At 62.7% G+C, this 15,751-nt stretch carries 16 protein-coding genes; 6 read left to right on the top strand and 10 right to left on the bottom strand.

Annotated features, from left to right (window positions below):
* Window positions 1–259 precede the first annotated feature (259 nt).
* Window positions 260–922, top strand: a complete 663-nt coding sequence (locus PQQ95_RS17065) for a response regulator transcription factor (protein ID WP_408438548.1) — start codon at window positions 260–262, stop codon at window positions 920–922.
* Between the two features lie 73 nt (window positions 923–995).
* On the opposite strand, the gene PQQ95_RS17060 is transcribed toward PQQ95_RS17065, so the two are convergent.
* From PQQ95_RS17060 to PQQ95_RS17040, 5 genes are read right to left on the bottom strand one after another with little or no spacing between them, the layout of a single operon-like run.
* Entirely contained in the window at window positions 996–1,739 is a 744-nt protein-coding gene (locus tag PQQ95_RS17060; RefSeq protein WP_408438547.1) for an SDR family NAD(P)-dependent oxidoreductase, read from the bottom strand.
* A gap of 29 nt (window positions 1,740–1,768) precedes the next feature.
* Window positions 1,769–2,896, bottom strand: a complete 1,128-nt coding sequence (locus PQQ95_RS17055; RefSeq protein ID WP_408438546.1) for an amidase — start codon at window positions 2,894–2,896, stop codon at window positions 1,769–1,771.
* Window positions 2,893–3,408, bottom strand: coding sequence for a nuclear transport factor 2 family protein (locus tag PQQ95_RS17050; RefSeq protein ID WP_408438545.1), 516 nt, complete (start codon window positions 3,406–3,408; stop codon window positions 2,893–2,895). Before PQQ95_RS17050 ends, PQQ95_RS17055 begins: the two co-directional genes overlap by 4 nt.
* A 20-nt stretch (window positions 3,409–3,428) precedes the next feature.
* Window positions 3,429–3,806, bottom strand: coding sequence for a hypothetical protein (locus tag PQQ95_RS17045; protein ID WP_408438544.1), 378 nt, complete (start codon window positions 3,804–3,806; stop codon window positions 3,429–3,431).
* 48 nt (window positions 3,807–3,854) lie between these two features.
* Window positions 3,855–5,030, bottom strand: a complete 1,176-nt coding sequence (locus PQQ95_RS17040) for an acyl-CoA dehydrogenase family protein (protein ID WP_408438543.1) — start codon at window positions 5,028–5,030, stop codon at window positions 3,855–3,857.
* Between the two features lie 251 nt (window positions 5,031–5,281).
* Between PQQ95_RS17040 and PQQ95_RS17035 the strand changes: the two genes are divergently transcribed.
* Window positions 5,282–6,772 (top strand): PAS domain-containing sensor histidine kinase, encoded by a 1,491-nt coding sequence (locus PQQ95_RS17035; RefSeq protein ID WP_408438542.1) that lies wholly within the window; start codon window positions 5,282–5,284, stop codon window positions 6,770–6,772.
* 67 nt (window positions 6,773–6,839) lie between these two features.
* On the opposite strand, the gene PQQ95_RS17030 is transcribed toward PQQ95_RS17035, so the two are convergent.
* Genes PQQ95_RS17030 through PQQ95_RS17020 form a run of 3 tightly spaced genes read right to left on the bottom strand, consistent with a single transcriptional unit; the run spans window position 6,840 to window position 9,963 of the window.
* Entirely contained in the window at window positions 6,840–8,156 is a 1,317-nt protein-coding gene (locus tag PQQ95_RS17030; protein WP_408438541.1) for an MFS transporter, read from the bottom strand.
* A 26-nt stretch (window positions 8,157–8,182) separates the two neighbouring features.
* On the bottom strand, window positions 8,183–8,683 hold the full coding sequence (locus PQQ95_RS17025) for an aromatic-ring-hydroxylating dioxygenase subunit beta (protein ID WP_408438540.1): 501 nt from the start codon (window positions 8,681–8,683) through the stop codon (window positions 8,183–8,185).
* The gene (locus tag PQQ95_RS17020) at window positions 8,680–9,963 is read right to left on the bottom strand and encodes an aromatic ring-hydroxylating oxygenase subunit alpha (protein WP_408438539.1); all 1,284 of its coding nucleotides are present in this window, start codon (window positions 9,961–9,963) and stop codon (window positions 8,680–8,682) included. Before PQQ95_RS17020 ends, PQQ95_RS17025 begins: the two co-directional genes overlap by 4 nt.
* 105 nt (window positions 9,964–10,068) lie before the next feature.
* Between PQQ95_RS17020 and PQQ95_RS17015 the strand changes: the two genes are divergently transcribed.
* Window positions 10,069–10,989 (top strand): LysR family transcriptional regulator, encoded by a 921-nt coding sequence (locus PQQ95_RS17015; RefSeq protein WP_408438538.1) that lies wholly within the window; start codon window positions 10,069–10,071, stop codon window positions 10,987–10,989.
* A 40-nt stretch (window positions 10,990–11,029) separates the two neighbouring features.
* Here the strand turns inward: PQQ95_RS17015 and PQQ95_RS17010 are convergent, their stop codons facing one another.
* On the bottom strand, window positions 11,030–11,917 hold the full coding sequence (locus PQQ95_RS17010) for a LysR family transcriptional regulator (protein WP_408438537.1): 888 nt from the start codon (window positions 11,915–11,917) through the stop codon (window positions 11,030–11,032).
* 101 nt (window positions 11,918–12,018) lie between these two features.
* Here PQQ95_RS17010 and catB2 point away from each other — a divergent pair, with 101 nt between their 5' ends.
* From catB2 to catC, 3 genes are all read left to right on the top strand, one after another.
* Window positions 12,019–13,176, top strand: coding sequence for a muconate cycloisomerase CatB2 (catB2, locus tag PQQ95_RS17005; protein WP_408438536.1), 1,158 nt, complete (start codon window positions 12,019–12,021; stop codon window positions 13,174–13,176).
* A gap of 47 nt (window positions 13,177–13,223) precedes the next feature.
* The gene (catA, locus tag PQQ95_RS17000) at window positions 13,224–14,132 is read left to right on the top strand and encodes a catechol 1,2-dioxygenase (RefSeq protein ID WP_408438535.1); all 909 of its coding nucleotides are present in this window, start codon (window positions 13,224–13,226) and stop codon (window positions 14,130–14,132) included.
* 143 nt (window positions 14,133–14,275) lie between these two features.
* Window positions 14,276–14,566 carry a muconolactone Delta-isomerase gene (gene catC, locus PQQ95_RS16995; protein WP_408438534.1) on the top strand — a complete coding sequence of 97 codons (291 nt, stop codon included), beginning with the start codon at window positions 14,276–14,278 and terminating at the stop codon, window positions 14,564–14,566.
* Between the two features lie 54 nt (window positions 14,567–14,620).
* Here catC and PQQ95_RS16990 read toward each other — a convergent pair whose 3' ends face one another.
* Window positions 14,621–15,598, bottom strand: coding sequence for a PDR/VanB family oxidoreductase (locus tag PQQ95_RS16990; protein ID WP_408438533.1), 978 nt, complete (start codon window positions 15,596–15,598; stop codon window positions 14,621–14,623).
* Between the last annotated feature and the right edge of the window lie 153 nt (window positions 15,599–15,751).

Genomic DNA, 15,751 nt, shown 5'->3' with positions numbered 1-15,751 from the left:
TTCAAGCGTAATCAATCCACGCGCGGAAAAAAATCAGCGCGAGCGGTGCGCGTAGGGGCGTCTTTCCCAATCCGCCTAAAGGTTTCCCCAATACGTGGCACGCGTGGTACGTGTCTATGCGACTTTAATTGGCGCTAGAGGGTAACGACAGGGAAACTACAGGGTAACTATCGCTTTGCAGCGCTTTTTTCACTGGTTATCATGAGCTTGCAAGACGCTTCGAATCGCTCCTCACTTCCCGAACCGTTCCACTGACTCCATGTCCCAGCAGCCTCAGTCCGCTTCACCCCTCGCACCGATCGTCTATATCGTCGACGACGACAACGGCATGCGTACATCGCTTGCCTGGCTGCTCGAATCGGTCGGCGTGAAGTCGGCGGGTTTCGCCAATGCCAGGGAATTTCTCGACGCTTTTGATCCCAGCCTGGCCGCCTGTCTCGTGCTCGACGTGCGGATGCCGGAGCAAAGCGGTTTCGATGTGCAAGCGGAGTTGAACCGTCAAGGTGCGACGCTGCCGATCATTTTCGTCAGCGGTCATGGCGACATTCCTATGTCGGTGCGTGCGTTACAGAACGGCGCGATCGATTTCGTCGAGAAGCCGTATAACTCGCAGCAGATGCTCGATCGCGTGCAGCGTGCGTTGAAGCTCGCCACGCTTCGTCACGCCGCCGATCAGAAGCAGCGTGAGTTGCGCAAGCGCCTGGCGTCGCTGACGGCACGCGAAAAAGAAGTGCTGCGCGGCGTGATCGACGGCAAAGGCAGCAAGCGTATCGCTTCCGATCTGTCGATCAGCGTGAAGACCGTCGACGTGCATCGTGCAAGCATCAAGGACAAGCTCGGCGCGGCGTCCATCGCGATGCTGGTGCGCGACGTGATGGCGGTGTGGGAGCAGGAGGCGGCCGCGGGCGGTGAGCCTCGCTGAGGGGAAGGCTCACCCCACTGCGTGAAGGTTGGCGCATGCCACGAATGTAGGTCTTCGTGAACGCGCCGGGCATTTAACGCATGAACAAGCCGCCGTTCACATCCCAGCACGCGCCGTTTGCAAAGTAAGCGTTCTCGGCGGCCAGCATTACCGCAACGTCCGCAACATAGTCCGCTGAGCCCAGACGTCCCGCCGGAATGTTGGCGATCACCGCTTTCAGTTTGTCGGCTGCGACGCTCTCATGCACGATCGGCAGGTCCATCGGCCCGGGCGAAATCGCGTTCACGGTCACGCCCGCGGCCCCGAGGTCGCGCGCGAACACCTTGGTCAACGTGATGACACCGCCTTTGGCCGCCGCATAGTGTGCGCCGGTGGCCGATCCGCCATTCTGTCCCGCCAGCGAAGCGATATTGACGATGCGGCCCGCGCCAGCGTCGGCGAAATGCTGACCGAACACCTGGCAGCCGAACAGCACGCTGCGCAGATTCACGTTGATGACCTGATCGAATTGCTCGGCGGTGATCTCCATGACGGATACGACTTTGGAGGCACCCGCATTGTTGATCAACGCGTCGATGCGTCCCCAGCGTTGCAGAATCGCATCGCGTGCGGATTCGAACGCGCTCTTCGAGGTGACGTCGAGATGTAGCGCGAAAGCGCTCGAACCGTCGGCGCTCAAGTCGCGGGCGAGGGCTTGTGCGGCATCGAACGCAATGTCGCCGATGGCTACCGCGTAGCCCGCTGCGTGAAAGCGTGTAGCGATCGCGGCGCCGAGACCGCGCGCGGCGCCCGTGACGAGGACGACTCTGTTCTGCATTGCATGTGCTCCGTGAGAAAACTGCCGCCTTATGCGGCGAGGGCCGCTTCGAAGCGTGCCGCAATCGCGCACACCTGCTCGTCCGCGCCCTTGCGTCCGACGATCTGCAAGCCCGCCTTGAGCGGCGAGCCGTCGATAGGCAAGGGCAAGCTCAGTGCCGGATGGCCGCTTAGATTGAACGGCCGGATCAACGACGACATGGCGATGACCGGGGTGCCGCCGCGTGCCTCGTCGAGTGTGATCGGCAACGCCGGCAGTGTGGGGAGAATCAACACGTCCACGCTTTCAAGCGCATGATCGACGGCGGCCGTGAATTGCCGGCGTACCGACTCCGCGGCATCGACTTGCGCAGCGGTGGTATTCGCCGCGGCGCGAAGCCGTGCGTCGAGGTCGGCACCGATCTTGCCGGTCGCGACCAGGTGGCCGAACGCATGCGAGGTTTCGGCGTTGATGATCGAGAGGCCCGCTTCGAAGGCGGCGGCAAACCCCGCGAGTTCCAGCGTGCGAGCAGTGCAATCGGCCTGGCTTGCCGCGCGCGTCACGGCTCCAAGAATATCGGGCATGGCGTCGACCTGCACGATACCGACATTCAACGCGCCTGTCCGTGATGCGTGGGCCGCATGCACGTCGAAATCAGCGGTGATCGCCTGCATCGCCGCGACGATCATCTGCATCTCGCGCGCGAACGGCCCGACGCAATCGAGCGTCGATTCACGCGGCGCGACGCCGCGCCGGGAGACGCGCCCGTAAGTCGGCTTCAAACCGATGACACCGCAGCACGCAGCGGGGCCGCGAATCGAACCGCCGGTGTCCGTGCCGAGCGCGGCATCGGCAAGCTTCAAACCGACAGCCGCAGCCGAACCGCTCGACGAACCGCCTGGAATACGCGTGGCGTCCTGCGGATTCTGCGGCGTGCCGGTGTAGTCGTTGATACCGGTCATGCCGAACGCCAGTTCGTGCATATTCGCTTTGCCGACAATGTGCCAGCCGGCAGCGAGCAGGCGCTCCACGACCTCCGCATGCTGCTGCGCAGGAGGTGTGTCGGCTAACGCGCGGCTCGCGGCCGTGGTCGCGTAGCCGGCGATATCGATCGTGTCCTTGATCGCGATGCTCGGACCTGTGCCGCCTAACGACAAGGTATGGATAAACTCATTCATGGATTCGGTTTCCTTGCATTGACTTGCCAGGGCGCGTCGAAAAGCCGTTCGGTGCGAAAGTGCGTGATGAGCCAGTCGCGGCCATTGCCGGCGGGAGCAAAGTCCACTTCCAGACGCGCCGAGATCAACTCCGCCTGTGCGTCGACGTAGCCGGACGCTTGCAGCATGATCCAACGGCCTTTCGCGGTTGCGCCATGCACCTCGATGGTTTCGGACGTGAGGAAGTGCACGTTGACCGAAAAATGCGGCGATGGCGGCAGGTAGCGCGTGAGCATCGCGAGAATGTCCGCTTGACCGTTCAGACGGCCGAACTTGTTCGCGTACTGCGGGCCGATGCCTTCCCAGATCGCGTCGGCAGTGAAGAGGGCCGCGAGCGTCTCGCCTTCGAGCGCGCCCGAAGGCACATCGCAGAGCGCCATATAACGCGCCATCGTGCGGCGTACCGCCGATTCGGCTTCGAGCGCGGCGAGCCGTTCGGTCAGCCTGACAAGGGTATCCGGGGTTGCGTTCATCGAATCGTGTTCCGGCACGCTCAAGCCGCGTTAGCGTGTTGCGGCGGGACTTGCAGCGCGCGGCCGACGCGCGCTTCGATCTTGCCGTAGCGCCACAGGTTGTATTCGCCGACCGGTGTGGTGCGATACAGATTGCACACCGCCACGGCCGTATCGAAGTCGCGCACGTCGGCCATGATGTAGAAGGTCCACGGCGAGTTGTCGGCATTGCCGACGGTGAGGCGGTCGTCGTCCATGATGCCCAGCACGCTGACGCCGTCCATCGATTCGACCGCCGCCAGCATCTTGCCGTAGGCCTGCCAGACTTCGCCGATCTTCTCGCGCGGCAAGTCGAAGAAATTCTGCGTCACGCCGCAGCAGAACAGAACGCGTAAGGGCAGGGTCGGGTTATCGGACATTGTGTGGTTCTCCATGAAATCGTTTAAACACCAGAATCGGAATGTGGCTTACAGGTAGCCCGGAATCGGCGGCACGCCGACGAACACCGCACCGGCGCCGTCGAAGTTGCCTTCGCCGAGAAACGCGTGCTGGGTCACCACCATCGCGTCGCGCAGCAGGCGCTGCAACGGATGCGTGCGGTAGATCGCCATCGTGCCGCCGAGCCGGTAGGCGCGCTGCACGACCTCGGCGCCTTCGCGGGCGATCTGCGTCGCGGCAAGCCGCAGCAGGCTGGTTTGCTCGGGCGTAACCGGATTGCCGGCGAGGATCGATTGCCAGACGTCGTCGGTGGCGTCGTAGAAGAATGCGCGGGCCGAGCGCAACTGCGCTTCGGCTTTTGCCAGTTCGATCCGGTAGTACGCGCGGTCGGCGAGTTGCGGCGCACCGGTCGTCGTCTTGCGGCCGCCGGCCATCTGGTTGGCGACATCGAGCGCCGCGCGCGCAAGGCCGAGGTTCACTACGGCCAATACTTGTGCCGCGTACGCGATAGTCGGGTAGCGATACAGCGGTTCATCCACGCACGATTCGCCGCCTCGCACGAAGGTCCAGTCATCGGCGACGAACTGATCGGTCACGCGCAGATCGTGACTGCCGGTGCCCTGCATGCCGACCACGTCCCAGTTCTCGACGATCTCGACCTGATCCGGACGAAACACGGCTGTGCGGGGTTTGCCGGGCACGCCGGGGGCGCCTGTGCTGATTCCCACGCCGAGCCAATCCGCGCCCTTGCAGCCGCTCGCGAATTTCCAGGTGCCGTTCACACGCCAACCGCCTTCAGCGGGCTGAGCGGGTTGCACCGGGAAGAGGCCGCCTGCAAATACCTGATCGGGACCGTCGGCGTAGAGGTGCGCCTGAGTGGCCAGCGGCAAGGCCGCGAGATACACGTTCGCCGAGCCGAAACTCGCGACCCACGCAGCCGAACCGTCCGCTACCGCAATGCGTTCGATCATGTCGAGGAACGCGGTAGGCGCGAGCGCATCGCCGCCGAAACGCCTCGGCGTTGCCGCGCGGTATACGCCCGCGCGTTTGAGTTTGCCGATGATCTCGCGCGGCACATGTGACAGGCGATCGAACTCCTCGCGCCGTGCGGCGATTTCGGCGATGACGTCGGCGAGCGGCAAACGTGTCGCATCCGGGCTGGATTCCGCGACGGCGGCAATAGGGTCGATGGCGGTGTCTGACATGGCGGGGCATCTCCTTGATTCGTTTTTGACAGAAGCACAAGGCACGCTTCGGTCGCGAACCAGGGAGCGGGCGACGACGCGTGCAGGGTGAAGCCAGTCTAGAAATGCAAAAAGAACGCTTCAATTGGGATGCGAGGCGTGTTTTTAGGTACCGCGCCGGGGGTGCCTAAAGAAATCTTCAGACGCGAACCATGCCGACTGGTGTTATGTTCCTTCACGTACGTGATCGAACTTTTGAGCAGCCTCGTCCGATGAATTTCCCCGCCGAAGAAGATTTCCACCGCCTGCTCGACGCGCTGACGCTGTGCGTGCTGCTGCACGACGCCGAAACGAAGGCGATCGTGTGGGCCAATCGCGCGGCTTGCGAGGCACTCGGTTTTTCGCTCGAGGAATTGCTGCCGCTGAAAGCGAAAGACATGACCCGCCCGGTGCCGAAGTACCGGCGTGAGATCGCCACCGGCGCCATGGACCGTGCGATCACCGAAGGCCCGCAGGTCTATGAATGGTGTTACCGCTCGCGTACGGGCGCCGACATGCTGTCCGAAGCCTTTGCGACCTACGTGCCGCTGCGCGAGCGCGCGGTGGTGATGGTGCAGTTCCGCGATATCAGCGTCGAAGACACGCTCAAGCAGACGCTGCGGCGCTACGAGTCCCGGCTGCGCGAGTTCATGCAGGACCTCGGTGAAGGCGTGGCCGTACTGACGCCCACCGGCGAAGTGGAATTCATCAGCGAATCCGGACGCCGCGTGCTGGGTCTGGAAGAGGGCGCGCCGATGGGCGACGTGCTCGACTACTGCAGTGAGCCCGATCGCAACCGCCTGCTCGAACAGCTCGCCGGCGCACCGCGCATCCAGCCTTCGGCGCCGCAGCGCTATCGCATCACGCGCCGTGACGGCGCGCCGGGCTGGTTGCGCATCACGTGCAGAAGAATCGAGATCGAAAACGACCTCAACGGCCGCTTGCTGCACTTTCGCGACATCACGGACGAGGTCGCCGTCGAAGAGGCGCGCCGCAACGAGGCGCGGCTGCTGGAATACGCGGGGCGCTACAACGCGATGGGTGAAATGGCGACCGCCATTGCGCACGAGCTGAGCCAACCGCTCGCCGCGGTGCGCAATTTCATCGAAGGCGCGATCCTGCGCCTCGCGCAACCCGGCGCCGTCGACGATGCGGTGTGGGGCCTGCGCAGCGCCGATCGTCAGGCTGAGCACGCGGCGGTGATCATCAAGAGCGTGCGCGATTACATCGTCAAGCGGGAGCCGAGTGAGACGAACGTGGATCTGCGCGACGTCATGACGGACGTTGCCTACTTCATCGAATTGCGTGCGAAGGAGGCGGGCGTTGCGGTCACCATCGAGCAGGCGCCGCAAGCCCTGCCGGTGTATTGCGAGCGCGTGCTGATCGGCCAGGTGGTGCTGAATCTGGCGTTCAACGCGATCGAGGCGCTGACGGAATGCACGCCTGCCGCGGCACGGCGCGGCGAATTGCGCCTCGTCACCAGCCTGCGTGGGAAATATGCGCTCGTGCAGGTCATCGACAACGGCCCGGGCGTAGCCGCCGAAGCGCACAGCCGCCTGTTCGATGGATTTTCTTCGTCGAAGGCGGGCGGCAATGGCATCGGTTTGTCGCTGTGCAAAAACATCGTCACGCGGCATGGTGGCGAGATCTGGGCGAAACCGGTGCCGCAGGGCGGACTTCAATGCAGTTTTACGCTGCCGCTCGCGACCGTTACTGCGGGTTGATCGCAGCAGATGTGCGATTGGCGACGCAATGGAAGCGCCCCACGCATGGGGCGTGCCGGGCACAGTCTCAATCATGCCTGCTGCTGACGCTTTTCGGAATGGTCGCGAGCGTGATCGCGGTGATAAGGCCGAAGCCGATCAGCATCAACGCGACCGGCCACGGCGCATGGACCTTCGAATACAGCGCGATGGCGACCAGCGGCGCGAGTCCGCCGGAAAATATCGAAGCGATTTCGTGGCCCAGCGCCATGCCTGAATAGCGGACCTCGGTGGGAAAGAGTTCGCCCATCAGTGCGGGCTGCGTGCCGATCATCGCACCGTGGCAGAAGGGCAAACCTAGTGCGAGCGACAGGAACACGAGCCAGGGCTCATGCGTATCGATCAGCCAGAATGCGGGAAACGCGATCACGACCAGGCCGAGCGCACCGATCAGATATACCGGACGGCGTCCAATCACATCCGATAGCCGGCCCCACAGCACGATCGTGACGAGTTCGAGCAGCATCGCGAGCATCACACCGCCGAGCATCACCGAAACCGGCACGCCGATGGTTTTGCCGTACACCAGCACGAACGACAGGAAGATATACGTGCCGCCGTTTTCGGCGACACGCAGGCCCATTGCTTGCAATACCTGTTTCGGATGATTGCGCAGCACGGTCAGCACCGGCATGTGCTTCGGTTTGGCGGCCGTGAAGTCGCGGCTCTCCGGAAGGCTTCGGCGAATATACACACCGACGCCGAAGATCAGCACGCTCGCGAGAAACGGCACCCGCCATCCCCACGACATGAAACTTTCGACCGGCAGCCGTTGCACCAGATAGAACGCGGCGGCCGACAATACGAAGCCGCCGGCTACGCCCAGTTGACTGAACGATGCGTAGTAGCCACGGCGATTGGCGGGCGCACTTTCGCTAATGAGCAGCACACCGCCACCCCATTCGCCGCCGGAGGCAATGCCTTGCACGACCCGCAGACAGACGAGCGCGGCGGGCGCGAGGAAGCCGACTTGCGAGAAGGTCGGCAATAGTCCGATGCCGAAGGTCGCCACGCCCATCATCATGAGGGTGACGACGAGCGCACGTTTGCGGCCATGCCGGTCGCCGATGTGGCCGAATACGATGCCACCGAGCGGGCGCGCCACAAAGCCGATCGCGAAACCGGCGAAGGCGGCGAGGGTGCCCATCAACGGGTCGCCGTGCAGCGGGAAAAACAGCGGCCCGAAGATCAGGGCCGCTGCCGTGCCGTACAGAAAAAAGTCGTACCACTCGAGCGCGTTGCCGAGCACGGAGGCGACGATGATCCGCCGCAGTGTCCGCGAGGTCGCAGGCGCCGCGGGCGTGGCGGCTGAGACGGCCGTGGGAGAAAGCGTGTCGTTTGGCATCACCGTGCTCGCTGGTTGCGGGTCAATTACAGCAGGAACCCGATTGCGCTGAGCGCCTCGGTCGAATCGATCAGGCGGATCACCTTCTGCACGATGCGCGGCTCGTCGCTCGCGAAACGGATGCGATGGGTGAGATCCGCCGCGAACAGGGTCGACTTGCCGCGTTTGTACGCAACAATGATCTGCGCCGAACTCACTTCGACTTCGCTGCTCGTATCGCTCGTCAGCGTGAAACGCGAGACCGTGCGCACGGTGCGGGCGGCGTCGCTTGCCGAGGCCGAATAGCCGGACGTCATGCGCTGCACGCGTTTTTCACGCATGTCCTGATCGTCGTAGGCATAGTTCAGCGTGGCGGCGAAGTCGGTGGTGTCGTGATCGATCGGCACCACGTAGAAGCCTGCCGGGTCCCACAGCGAAAGCCACTCGCGATAGTCCTTGCGGTCCAGCAGTTCGGCTTCGCGCCAGATCAGTTCGATTGCGTCCGCAAAGGTCTGCTGCGAAAACAGCGTATTCCTGTCATCCATCATGCTTGCTCCATCATCGTGCGCCATTGCGCGTAGGCTTCGCGCATCCCGGTTTCGTCGGTAGCGTGTGCGGTCTTTTCGCCGTTTGGCGCGGTGCTCTCGCGGTTCAGGCCGCGATTCACGAGGATCGGCAGATCGGGACCGGCATGCGAGCCGCGCTGCACGCGCTCCCAGGCTTCGGCGTCGTCCGGGCTGCCGAAACCGAACGGGCCCTGGAAGTGTTCGTGAATGCGCAGACGCACGCGGTTCGCTTCATCGGGGCCGCCATCCATGGCAAGGGCGACGTGACGGATTTCCGTCTCGTTCGCGGAGATGGGCCGCAGCACGCGGAAAAACGCCATCGACAGTGCAAGGTTCGGAAACAGATTCAGGTTGAAGCCGACACCCATCAGCGAACGCACGATGCGGCGCACTTGGTCGGGCGTGTGCTTTTCGCCGAGCGTGGCAGCGAGTTCCTGGAAGCGTTCAGGAATCGGCGCGCCGTCGTCCTTGTCCAGATCGACGAGTTCGGGCACCAGCACGGCGAGACTGTGGCCGTTGCCGAGCGAGCGGCAGAAGGCGTCGTCGCTCGTCATGAAGCTGGTGATCGCGGCGGCGGTTTCGTCGTCGATCGATTTCATCCACGACTTGTGGACGACCGGAAAGTGATACAGGTCGGTGGTATTTTCGAGCTGGATCTTCCAGTTGCCGTTGAAGCGGAAGCGATGTTCGCCGTTCGCCTTGATCGGATAGCCCGCGCCCTGTTTCATGAACAGATCGATCCACGGCTTGGCGCCGCCGAGGAAATCCTCGAGCGGCTCGATCTCCTGATTGAAGCTCGCGAAGATCAGACCTTGATAAATGCCCACGCGCAGGCTGGCGAGCGGCAACTCGGTCTTGTCGATCACACCTTCGTAGCCGTCGCCGTAGGGCAGCGCGCGCAACGCGCCGTCGAGGCCATAGGTCCAGCTGTGATACGGGCATGTGAAGCCTTTCGCATTGCCCTTGTGTTGCTCGCACACCGTCGCGCCGCGATGGCGGCAGCGGTTTTGCAGCACGTTGACGGCGCCGCTCTTGTCGCGCACCACGATCACCGGCTGGCGGCCGATCGTGGTGGTGCGGAAGTCGCCCGGATTGGGCAGTTCGCTTTCGTGCGCGACCCAGATCCAGGTCTTGTAGAAAATGCGGTCGAGTTCGGTTTCGAAAATTGCCGGGTCGTAGTACAGCGAGGGGGCGACGCGGTCGGACTGCGCGCGCTGATACAAGGCGCTCGTGTCGACGGTCTGATATGAGGAATCGCTCATTGTGGTGTAGGTGGGGGTGGTCGATGAAGCACAGTCTCGTTCACCCACTGATATGCGTCAAATTGATCTAAAATAAAATATAAGATCAATCTCATGGATATCTCGATGAATTCACTGGACCACGTCGACCTCAATCTGCTGCGCGTTTTCCAGGCGATCGTCGAGGAGCGCAGCCTCACGCGGGCCGGCCTGCGGCTTGCGTTATCGCAGCCGGCGATCAGCTACTCGCTGGGGCGTTTGCGGACGCTGTTCGACGATCCGCTCTTTATCCGCACGCGCGCCGGCATGCAGCCCACGCCGATCGCACTCGAACTGTCAGGCATCGTCGCGCGGGCTTTGGATACGGTGCGCGAGGCGCTGCGTTACGCGGAGCACTTCGATCCTGCGGTGAGTACGCGCACATTCCGCCTGTCGCTGTCCGATGCGGGCGAGTTGGCGTACCTGCCGCCGATTTGCGAGGCGTTGCACCGGCAGGCGCCGCGCGTGAAATTGCGCATCGAGCCGCTGCCGGTGTCGGAAATCGAAGATGCGTTGCGTGCCAGCCGGCTCGATTTCGCCATCGGCAATTTGCCGACGCTGACCGCGCGCACGCGTCATGAGGCGTTATTCGAAGAGACTTACGTGTGTATGACACGCAAACGGCGTGGCTTGCCGCGTACGAAAGAACTGGGCATGAAGGCGTTTCTGGACGCGTCGCACGTGCAGATCACATCGGTCGAGCATAGCCACTATGCACTCGACGACGCATTTCGCGCGCAAGGCGTGGGGCGGCATATTGCGTTGGAACTGCCGCATTTCGTGGCTTTGCCGAGCGTGCTGGCCGTGACCGATCTGTTCGCGACGCTGCCGCGGCGTCTTGCACAGATTTTCAACCGGACCGGCGGATTCCAGCTCTATGAGTTACCCGTTACGTTGCCGATGGCAGCCGTCACGATGCATTGGCACGAGCATTTCGATCAGGACGAGGGCAACGTGTGGTTGCGCAATCTGATGGGCGATATCGTGCGGCGTTTCGATGAGCGTTGAAGCGGCCGCGACGGACCGTTGCGCGCCTCCTTGCGCGCCTTCAACCCCGCTTGAACAACTCCCGCGCCAGCGAACACAGCAACGTCGTGGTCGGCGACTCGTCCTGCAGGCGCCGGCTCATGATGATCGGCGACGCGATATTGGCCGCCGGAACCGGCCGGTACACCACGCCATGGGCGCGCAAGCCCTCGACGCTTTCCGGCACGAGACACACGCCGACCTGGGCTGCAACCAGCCCCAGTGCCGTTTGCAACTCCCGCACTTCATGAACGGCTTTCGGCTCCAGCGCATGGTCGTGCATCGCCGATAGCTGCTGGTCCGCGTAGCTCGGCCGTGGCGTGCTCGGATAGACAATCAGCGTTTCCTCCGCGAGCGCGGCCAGCGTCAGCGCTTTCTTCTGGCGTGCGAGCAGATGGTTTTGTGGCAGTGCGGCAATCATCCGTTCTTCGACGAGCACTTCGCGCGCCAGTTGCGCGTCATCGAAACGCAAGCGGCCGAAACCGACATCGATACGGCCGCCTTTGAGGGCGCCGAGTTGCTCGATCGTAAACATTTCGATCAGCGACAACTCGATATGCGGCGCCGCCTCACGAAACGCGCGGATCACCGCGGGCAGCGCGCCGTAGAGCGTCGACGGCACGAAGCCGATCACGATGCGCTCGGCCAGTTGCGCGAGGCGCCGCGTGAGCGGGGCGAGTTCGTCGGCGTCGTCGACCAGCCGTTTGGCTTGCGCATAGAAAATGCGGCCGGCTTCGGTCAGCCGCAACGGCCGCGAACCACGCTCGAACAGCGCGAGGCCGACGTCCTCCTCGATCTGCTGGATCTGGCGGCTCAGCGGCGGCTGTGTCATATGCAGGCGGCTGGCGGCCCGCGTAATGTTCATTTCTTCGGCGACCGCAATGAAATAGCGGAGTTGGCGAAGTTCCATGCATACCCCTAAGGTATGGAAGTAGTCGGAATCGGTGTTGGACTGCTTCGCGGGTTGTTTCTACTATGGTGCCTCAGGAACGTGGTTCAGGAGCGCAACGAATGATAGCAACACCCGTGAAGATCGAAAGCGTGGAGACGATTCTCGTCGACGTACCGACCATTCGTCCGCACCGGCTTTCGGTTGCAACGATGAACTGCCAGACGCTTGTGCTGGTTCGCATCCGCTCTTCCGACGGCGTGGTCGGCGTGGGCGAGGGCACGACCATCGGCGGTCTCGCCTACGGTGAGGAAAGCCCGGAAAGTATCAAGGTCAACATCGATACGTATTTTGCGCCGCTGCTCAAAGGCCTGGACGCGACCCGTCCAGGCGCGGCAATGGCGAAGCTGCGCGCGCTGTTTCAGGGCAACCGTTTTGCGAAATCCGCGGTTGAAACCGCCTTGTTCGATGCCCAGGCGCAACGTCTCGGCGTGCCCTTGTCGGAATTGTTCGGCGGCCGCGTGCGCGATTCGGTGGATGTGGCGTGGACGCTCGCAAGCGGCGACACGACCCGCGATATCGACGAAGCCGAGCGCGTTTTTGAAACGAAGCGGCATCGTGTGTTCAAGCTGAAGATCGGTTCGCGCGCGGTTGTCGACGACGTTGCACACGTCGTCGCGATTCAGAAAGCGCTGGAAGGGCGCGGCGAGGTGCGTGTCGACGTGAACCAGGCATGGACCGAGTCCGAAGCGATCTGGGCCGGCAAGCGTTTCGCCGACGCCGGTGTGGCGCTGATCGAGCAGCCGATTGCGGCGGAGAACCGCGCGGGCCTCAAACGTCTGACGGATCTCGCTCAGGTGCCGATCATGGCAGATGAAGCATTGCACGGCCCGGCCGATGCCTTCGCCCTTGCCAGCGCGCGCGCGGCCGACGTGTTCGCCGTCAAGATCGCGCAATCGGGTGGCCTGACGGGCGCCGCGCAGGTGGCGGCGATTGCGCTTGCCGCGAACATCGACCTGTATGGCGGCACGATGCTGGAAGGCGCGGTGGGCACGATCGCATCGGCGCAGCTCTTCAGCACCTTCGGCGAACTCAAGTGGGGGACTGAACTCTTCGGACCCTTGCTGCTGACGGAGGAGATTCTCACCGAGCCGCTGCGCTACGAAAACTTTGCGTTGCATCTTCCACAAGGGCCCGGTCTTGGCATCACGCTCGATTGGGACAAGATCGACCGCTTGCGGCGCGATACGCGCAAAGGCGCAAGCGTCACCACGAACTGACGGTTCATCCGCTAACCGCCGAGAACATTAAACGAAGGAGATACCCCATGAACAAGCAAGCTATCGACGCGCTGCTGCAGAAAATCAACGACAGCGCCACCAGTGAAGGCAATCCGCGCACGAAGCAGATCGTCAACCGCATTGTCCAGGATCTGTTCTATACGATCGAGGATCTCGACGTGCAGCCAGACGAGTTCTGGACCGCGCTGAATTATCTCGGCGACGCGGGCAAGAGCGGCGAACTCGGTCTGTTGGCCGCGGGACTCGGCTTCGAGCATTTTCTCGATCTGCGTATGGACGAAGCGGAAGCCAAGGCAGGTATCGAAGGCGGCACGCCGCGCACCATCGAAGGGCCGCTGTATGTGGCGGGCGCACCGGTGTCCGACGGGCATGCGCGACTCGATGACGGCACCGATCCCGGTCAGACGCTGGTGATGCGTGGCCGCGTGTTGGCCGAAGACGGCAAGCCGCTCGCGAACGCGCTGGTCGAAGTGTGGCACGCGAATCACCTCGGCAATTACTCGTACTTCGACAAGTCGCAGCCGGCCTTCAATCTGCGCCGCTCGATTCGCACGGATGCCGAAGGCAAGTACAGCTTCCGCAGCGTCGTGCCGGTCGGTTACTCGGTGCCGCCGCAAGGGCAGACGCAGTTGTTGCTGGATCAGTTGGGCCGTCATGGACATCGTCCGGCGCATATCCACTTCTTCGTGTCGGCGCCGGGTTGCCGCAAGCTGACCACGCAGATCAACATCGACGGCGATCCGTATCTGTGGGACGACTTTGCATTCGCCACGCGCGACGGTCTTGTGCCGGCGGTCAAGCAAGCCGAGGGCGCGGAAGGCAAGCCTTATGGCGTGGAAGGCCAGTTCGCGCTGATCGACTTCGACTTCACGTTGTTCAAGGAACGCGACAACCTGCCGGGCGCTGAAGTGGAACGGGTGCGCGCTGAAGCGTAAGGCCTGAGGTGTGCCGATGCGCAGATGCGCCGATGCATGAAAACGTATGACATGTACCGCATGAATCTATCGACCCTGGCAGCGCGGTGTAGTTTTCCGCGCAGTCGGGGTTTTTCGTTACCGATCAGGGAAGGAGAACCAGCATGTTGTTTCACGTTGAGATGACCGTCAACCTGCCGCCCGATATGGACGCCGAGCGTGCCGCGCGCCTGAAGTCCGATGAGAAAGCGATGTCGCAGAAGCTGCAGCAGGAGGGCATATGGCGGCACCTGTGGCGCATCGCCGGGCGCTACGCGAATATCAGCGTGTTCGATGTGGAGAGCCCCGCGCATCTGCACGACGTGCTGAGCCAGTTGCCGCTGTTCCCGTATATGGATGTCGAAGTGCGCGCGCTGTGCCGGCATGCATCGTCGATTCGCGACGACGACCGGTAAGGGCGGAAGGAAGAAGGTGCTGCGAATGCAGCACCTGGTGTGCGTTAAAACGTCTTAGAGGTCGAGCACCAGCAGCGGTGACGTGGCGCGCGAGACGCAGCAGCAGATCACTTTGCCGCTTGCCCTTTCAGCTTTGCTCAGGCAATGGTCGCGATGTTCGGGGGTGCCGCTCACCACATCGACCATACAGGTCCCGCATACGCCTTCGCCGCATGAGGTATCGACTTCGATACCAATCGACGCCAGCGCCGCGACGATCGTCGTGTTTTTATCGACGTGAACGGTAGCGCCGCTGCTGGCGATCTGTACGTCGAATGCATCGAGCGTATTCGCTTCGCCGCTAGCCGCCGAAGCGGGCTCGGCAGCGAAGCGTTCAAGGTGAATCGCCTCGGCAGCCACGCGCTGTTCGCCGATCGCCACCACGCGCTCCATGAAGGGCGCCGGGCCGCAGGTATAAATGTGTGAACCTTCGCACGCACTTGCCACGCAATCGGCCAGCACCGCATCGAGTTGTTCTTTCTCGACACCGAAATGAAACCGCACGAAATCACTGAACGGTGCGCGTGACAGCAACGGCAAGAACGCCGCATGCTCCGCGCTGCGCGCGAAATAATGCAATATGAAGCGCTCGTTCTGCTTGAGCAGGCGATAGGCCATGCTCAACAGCGGCGTGACGCCAATGCCTGCGGCAATCAGAATGTGCTCGTTCGCGCCGGACGCAAGCTGAAACAGATTGCGCGGCGCGCCGATCTTCAATTCGCAACCGACAGTCACGTCGTCATGCAGCGAGCGCGAGCCGCCGCGTGACGCATCTTCGCGCTTGACGGCAAAGAGGTGCGCTTGATGATGGTCCGGGTCGCCGCACAGGGAATATTGCCGCGTAATGCCCGAGGGCACGGTGACGTCGATATGTGCGCCGGGTTCGTAGCGGTCGAACGGTTGTCCGTCCAGACGCGAGACGCTGAACGAGCGCACGCCGTGCGCTTCGTCACGTACGCTGTCGACGCGTACGCTGAAGGTGGTTCTTTCCATGATCGTGCTGGCCAAAGGACAGAGAGGGGCAGAGCAGACGCCGCATGCAATGCGCGGCGGCCGGTTGTGCATCAAGGATAAGAAACCACAGACAATCAGGCAAATCGATTAAAAATCGACTATGAAATAAATGGCATTGATAATAGGACGACA

The organism is Paraburkholderia caffeinilytica, assembly GCF_046030355.1.
GTDB classification, from domain to species: Bacteria; Pseudomonadota; Gammaproteobacteria; order Burkholderiales; family Burkholderiaceae; genus Paraburkholderia; species Paraburkholderia caffeinilytica_B.
Note: the sequence above shows the minus strand (reverse complement) of the source record. Positions and strands in the feature narration are given on the sequence as shown.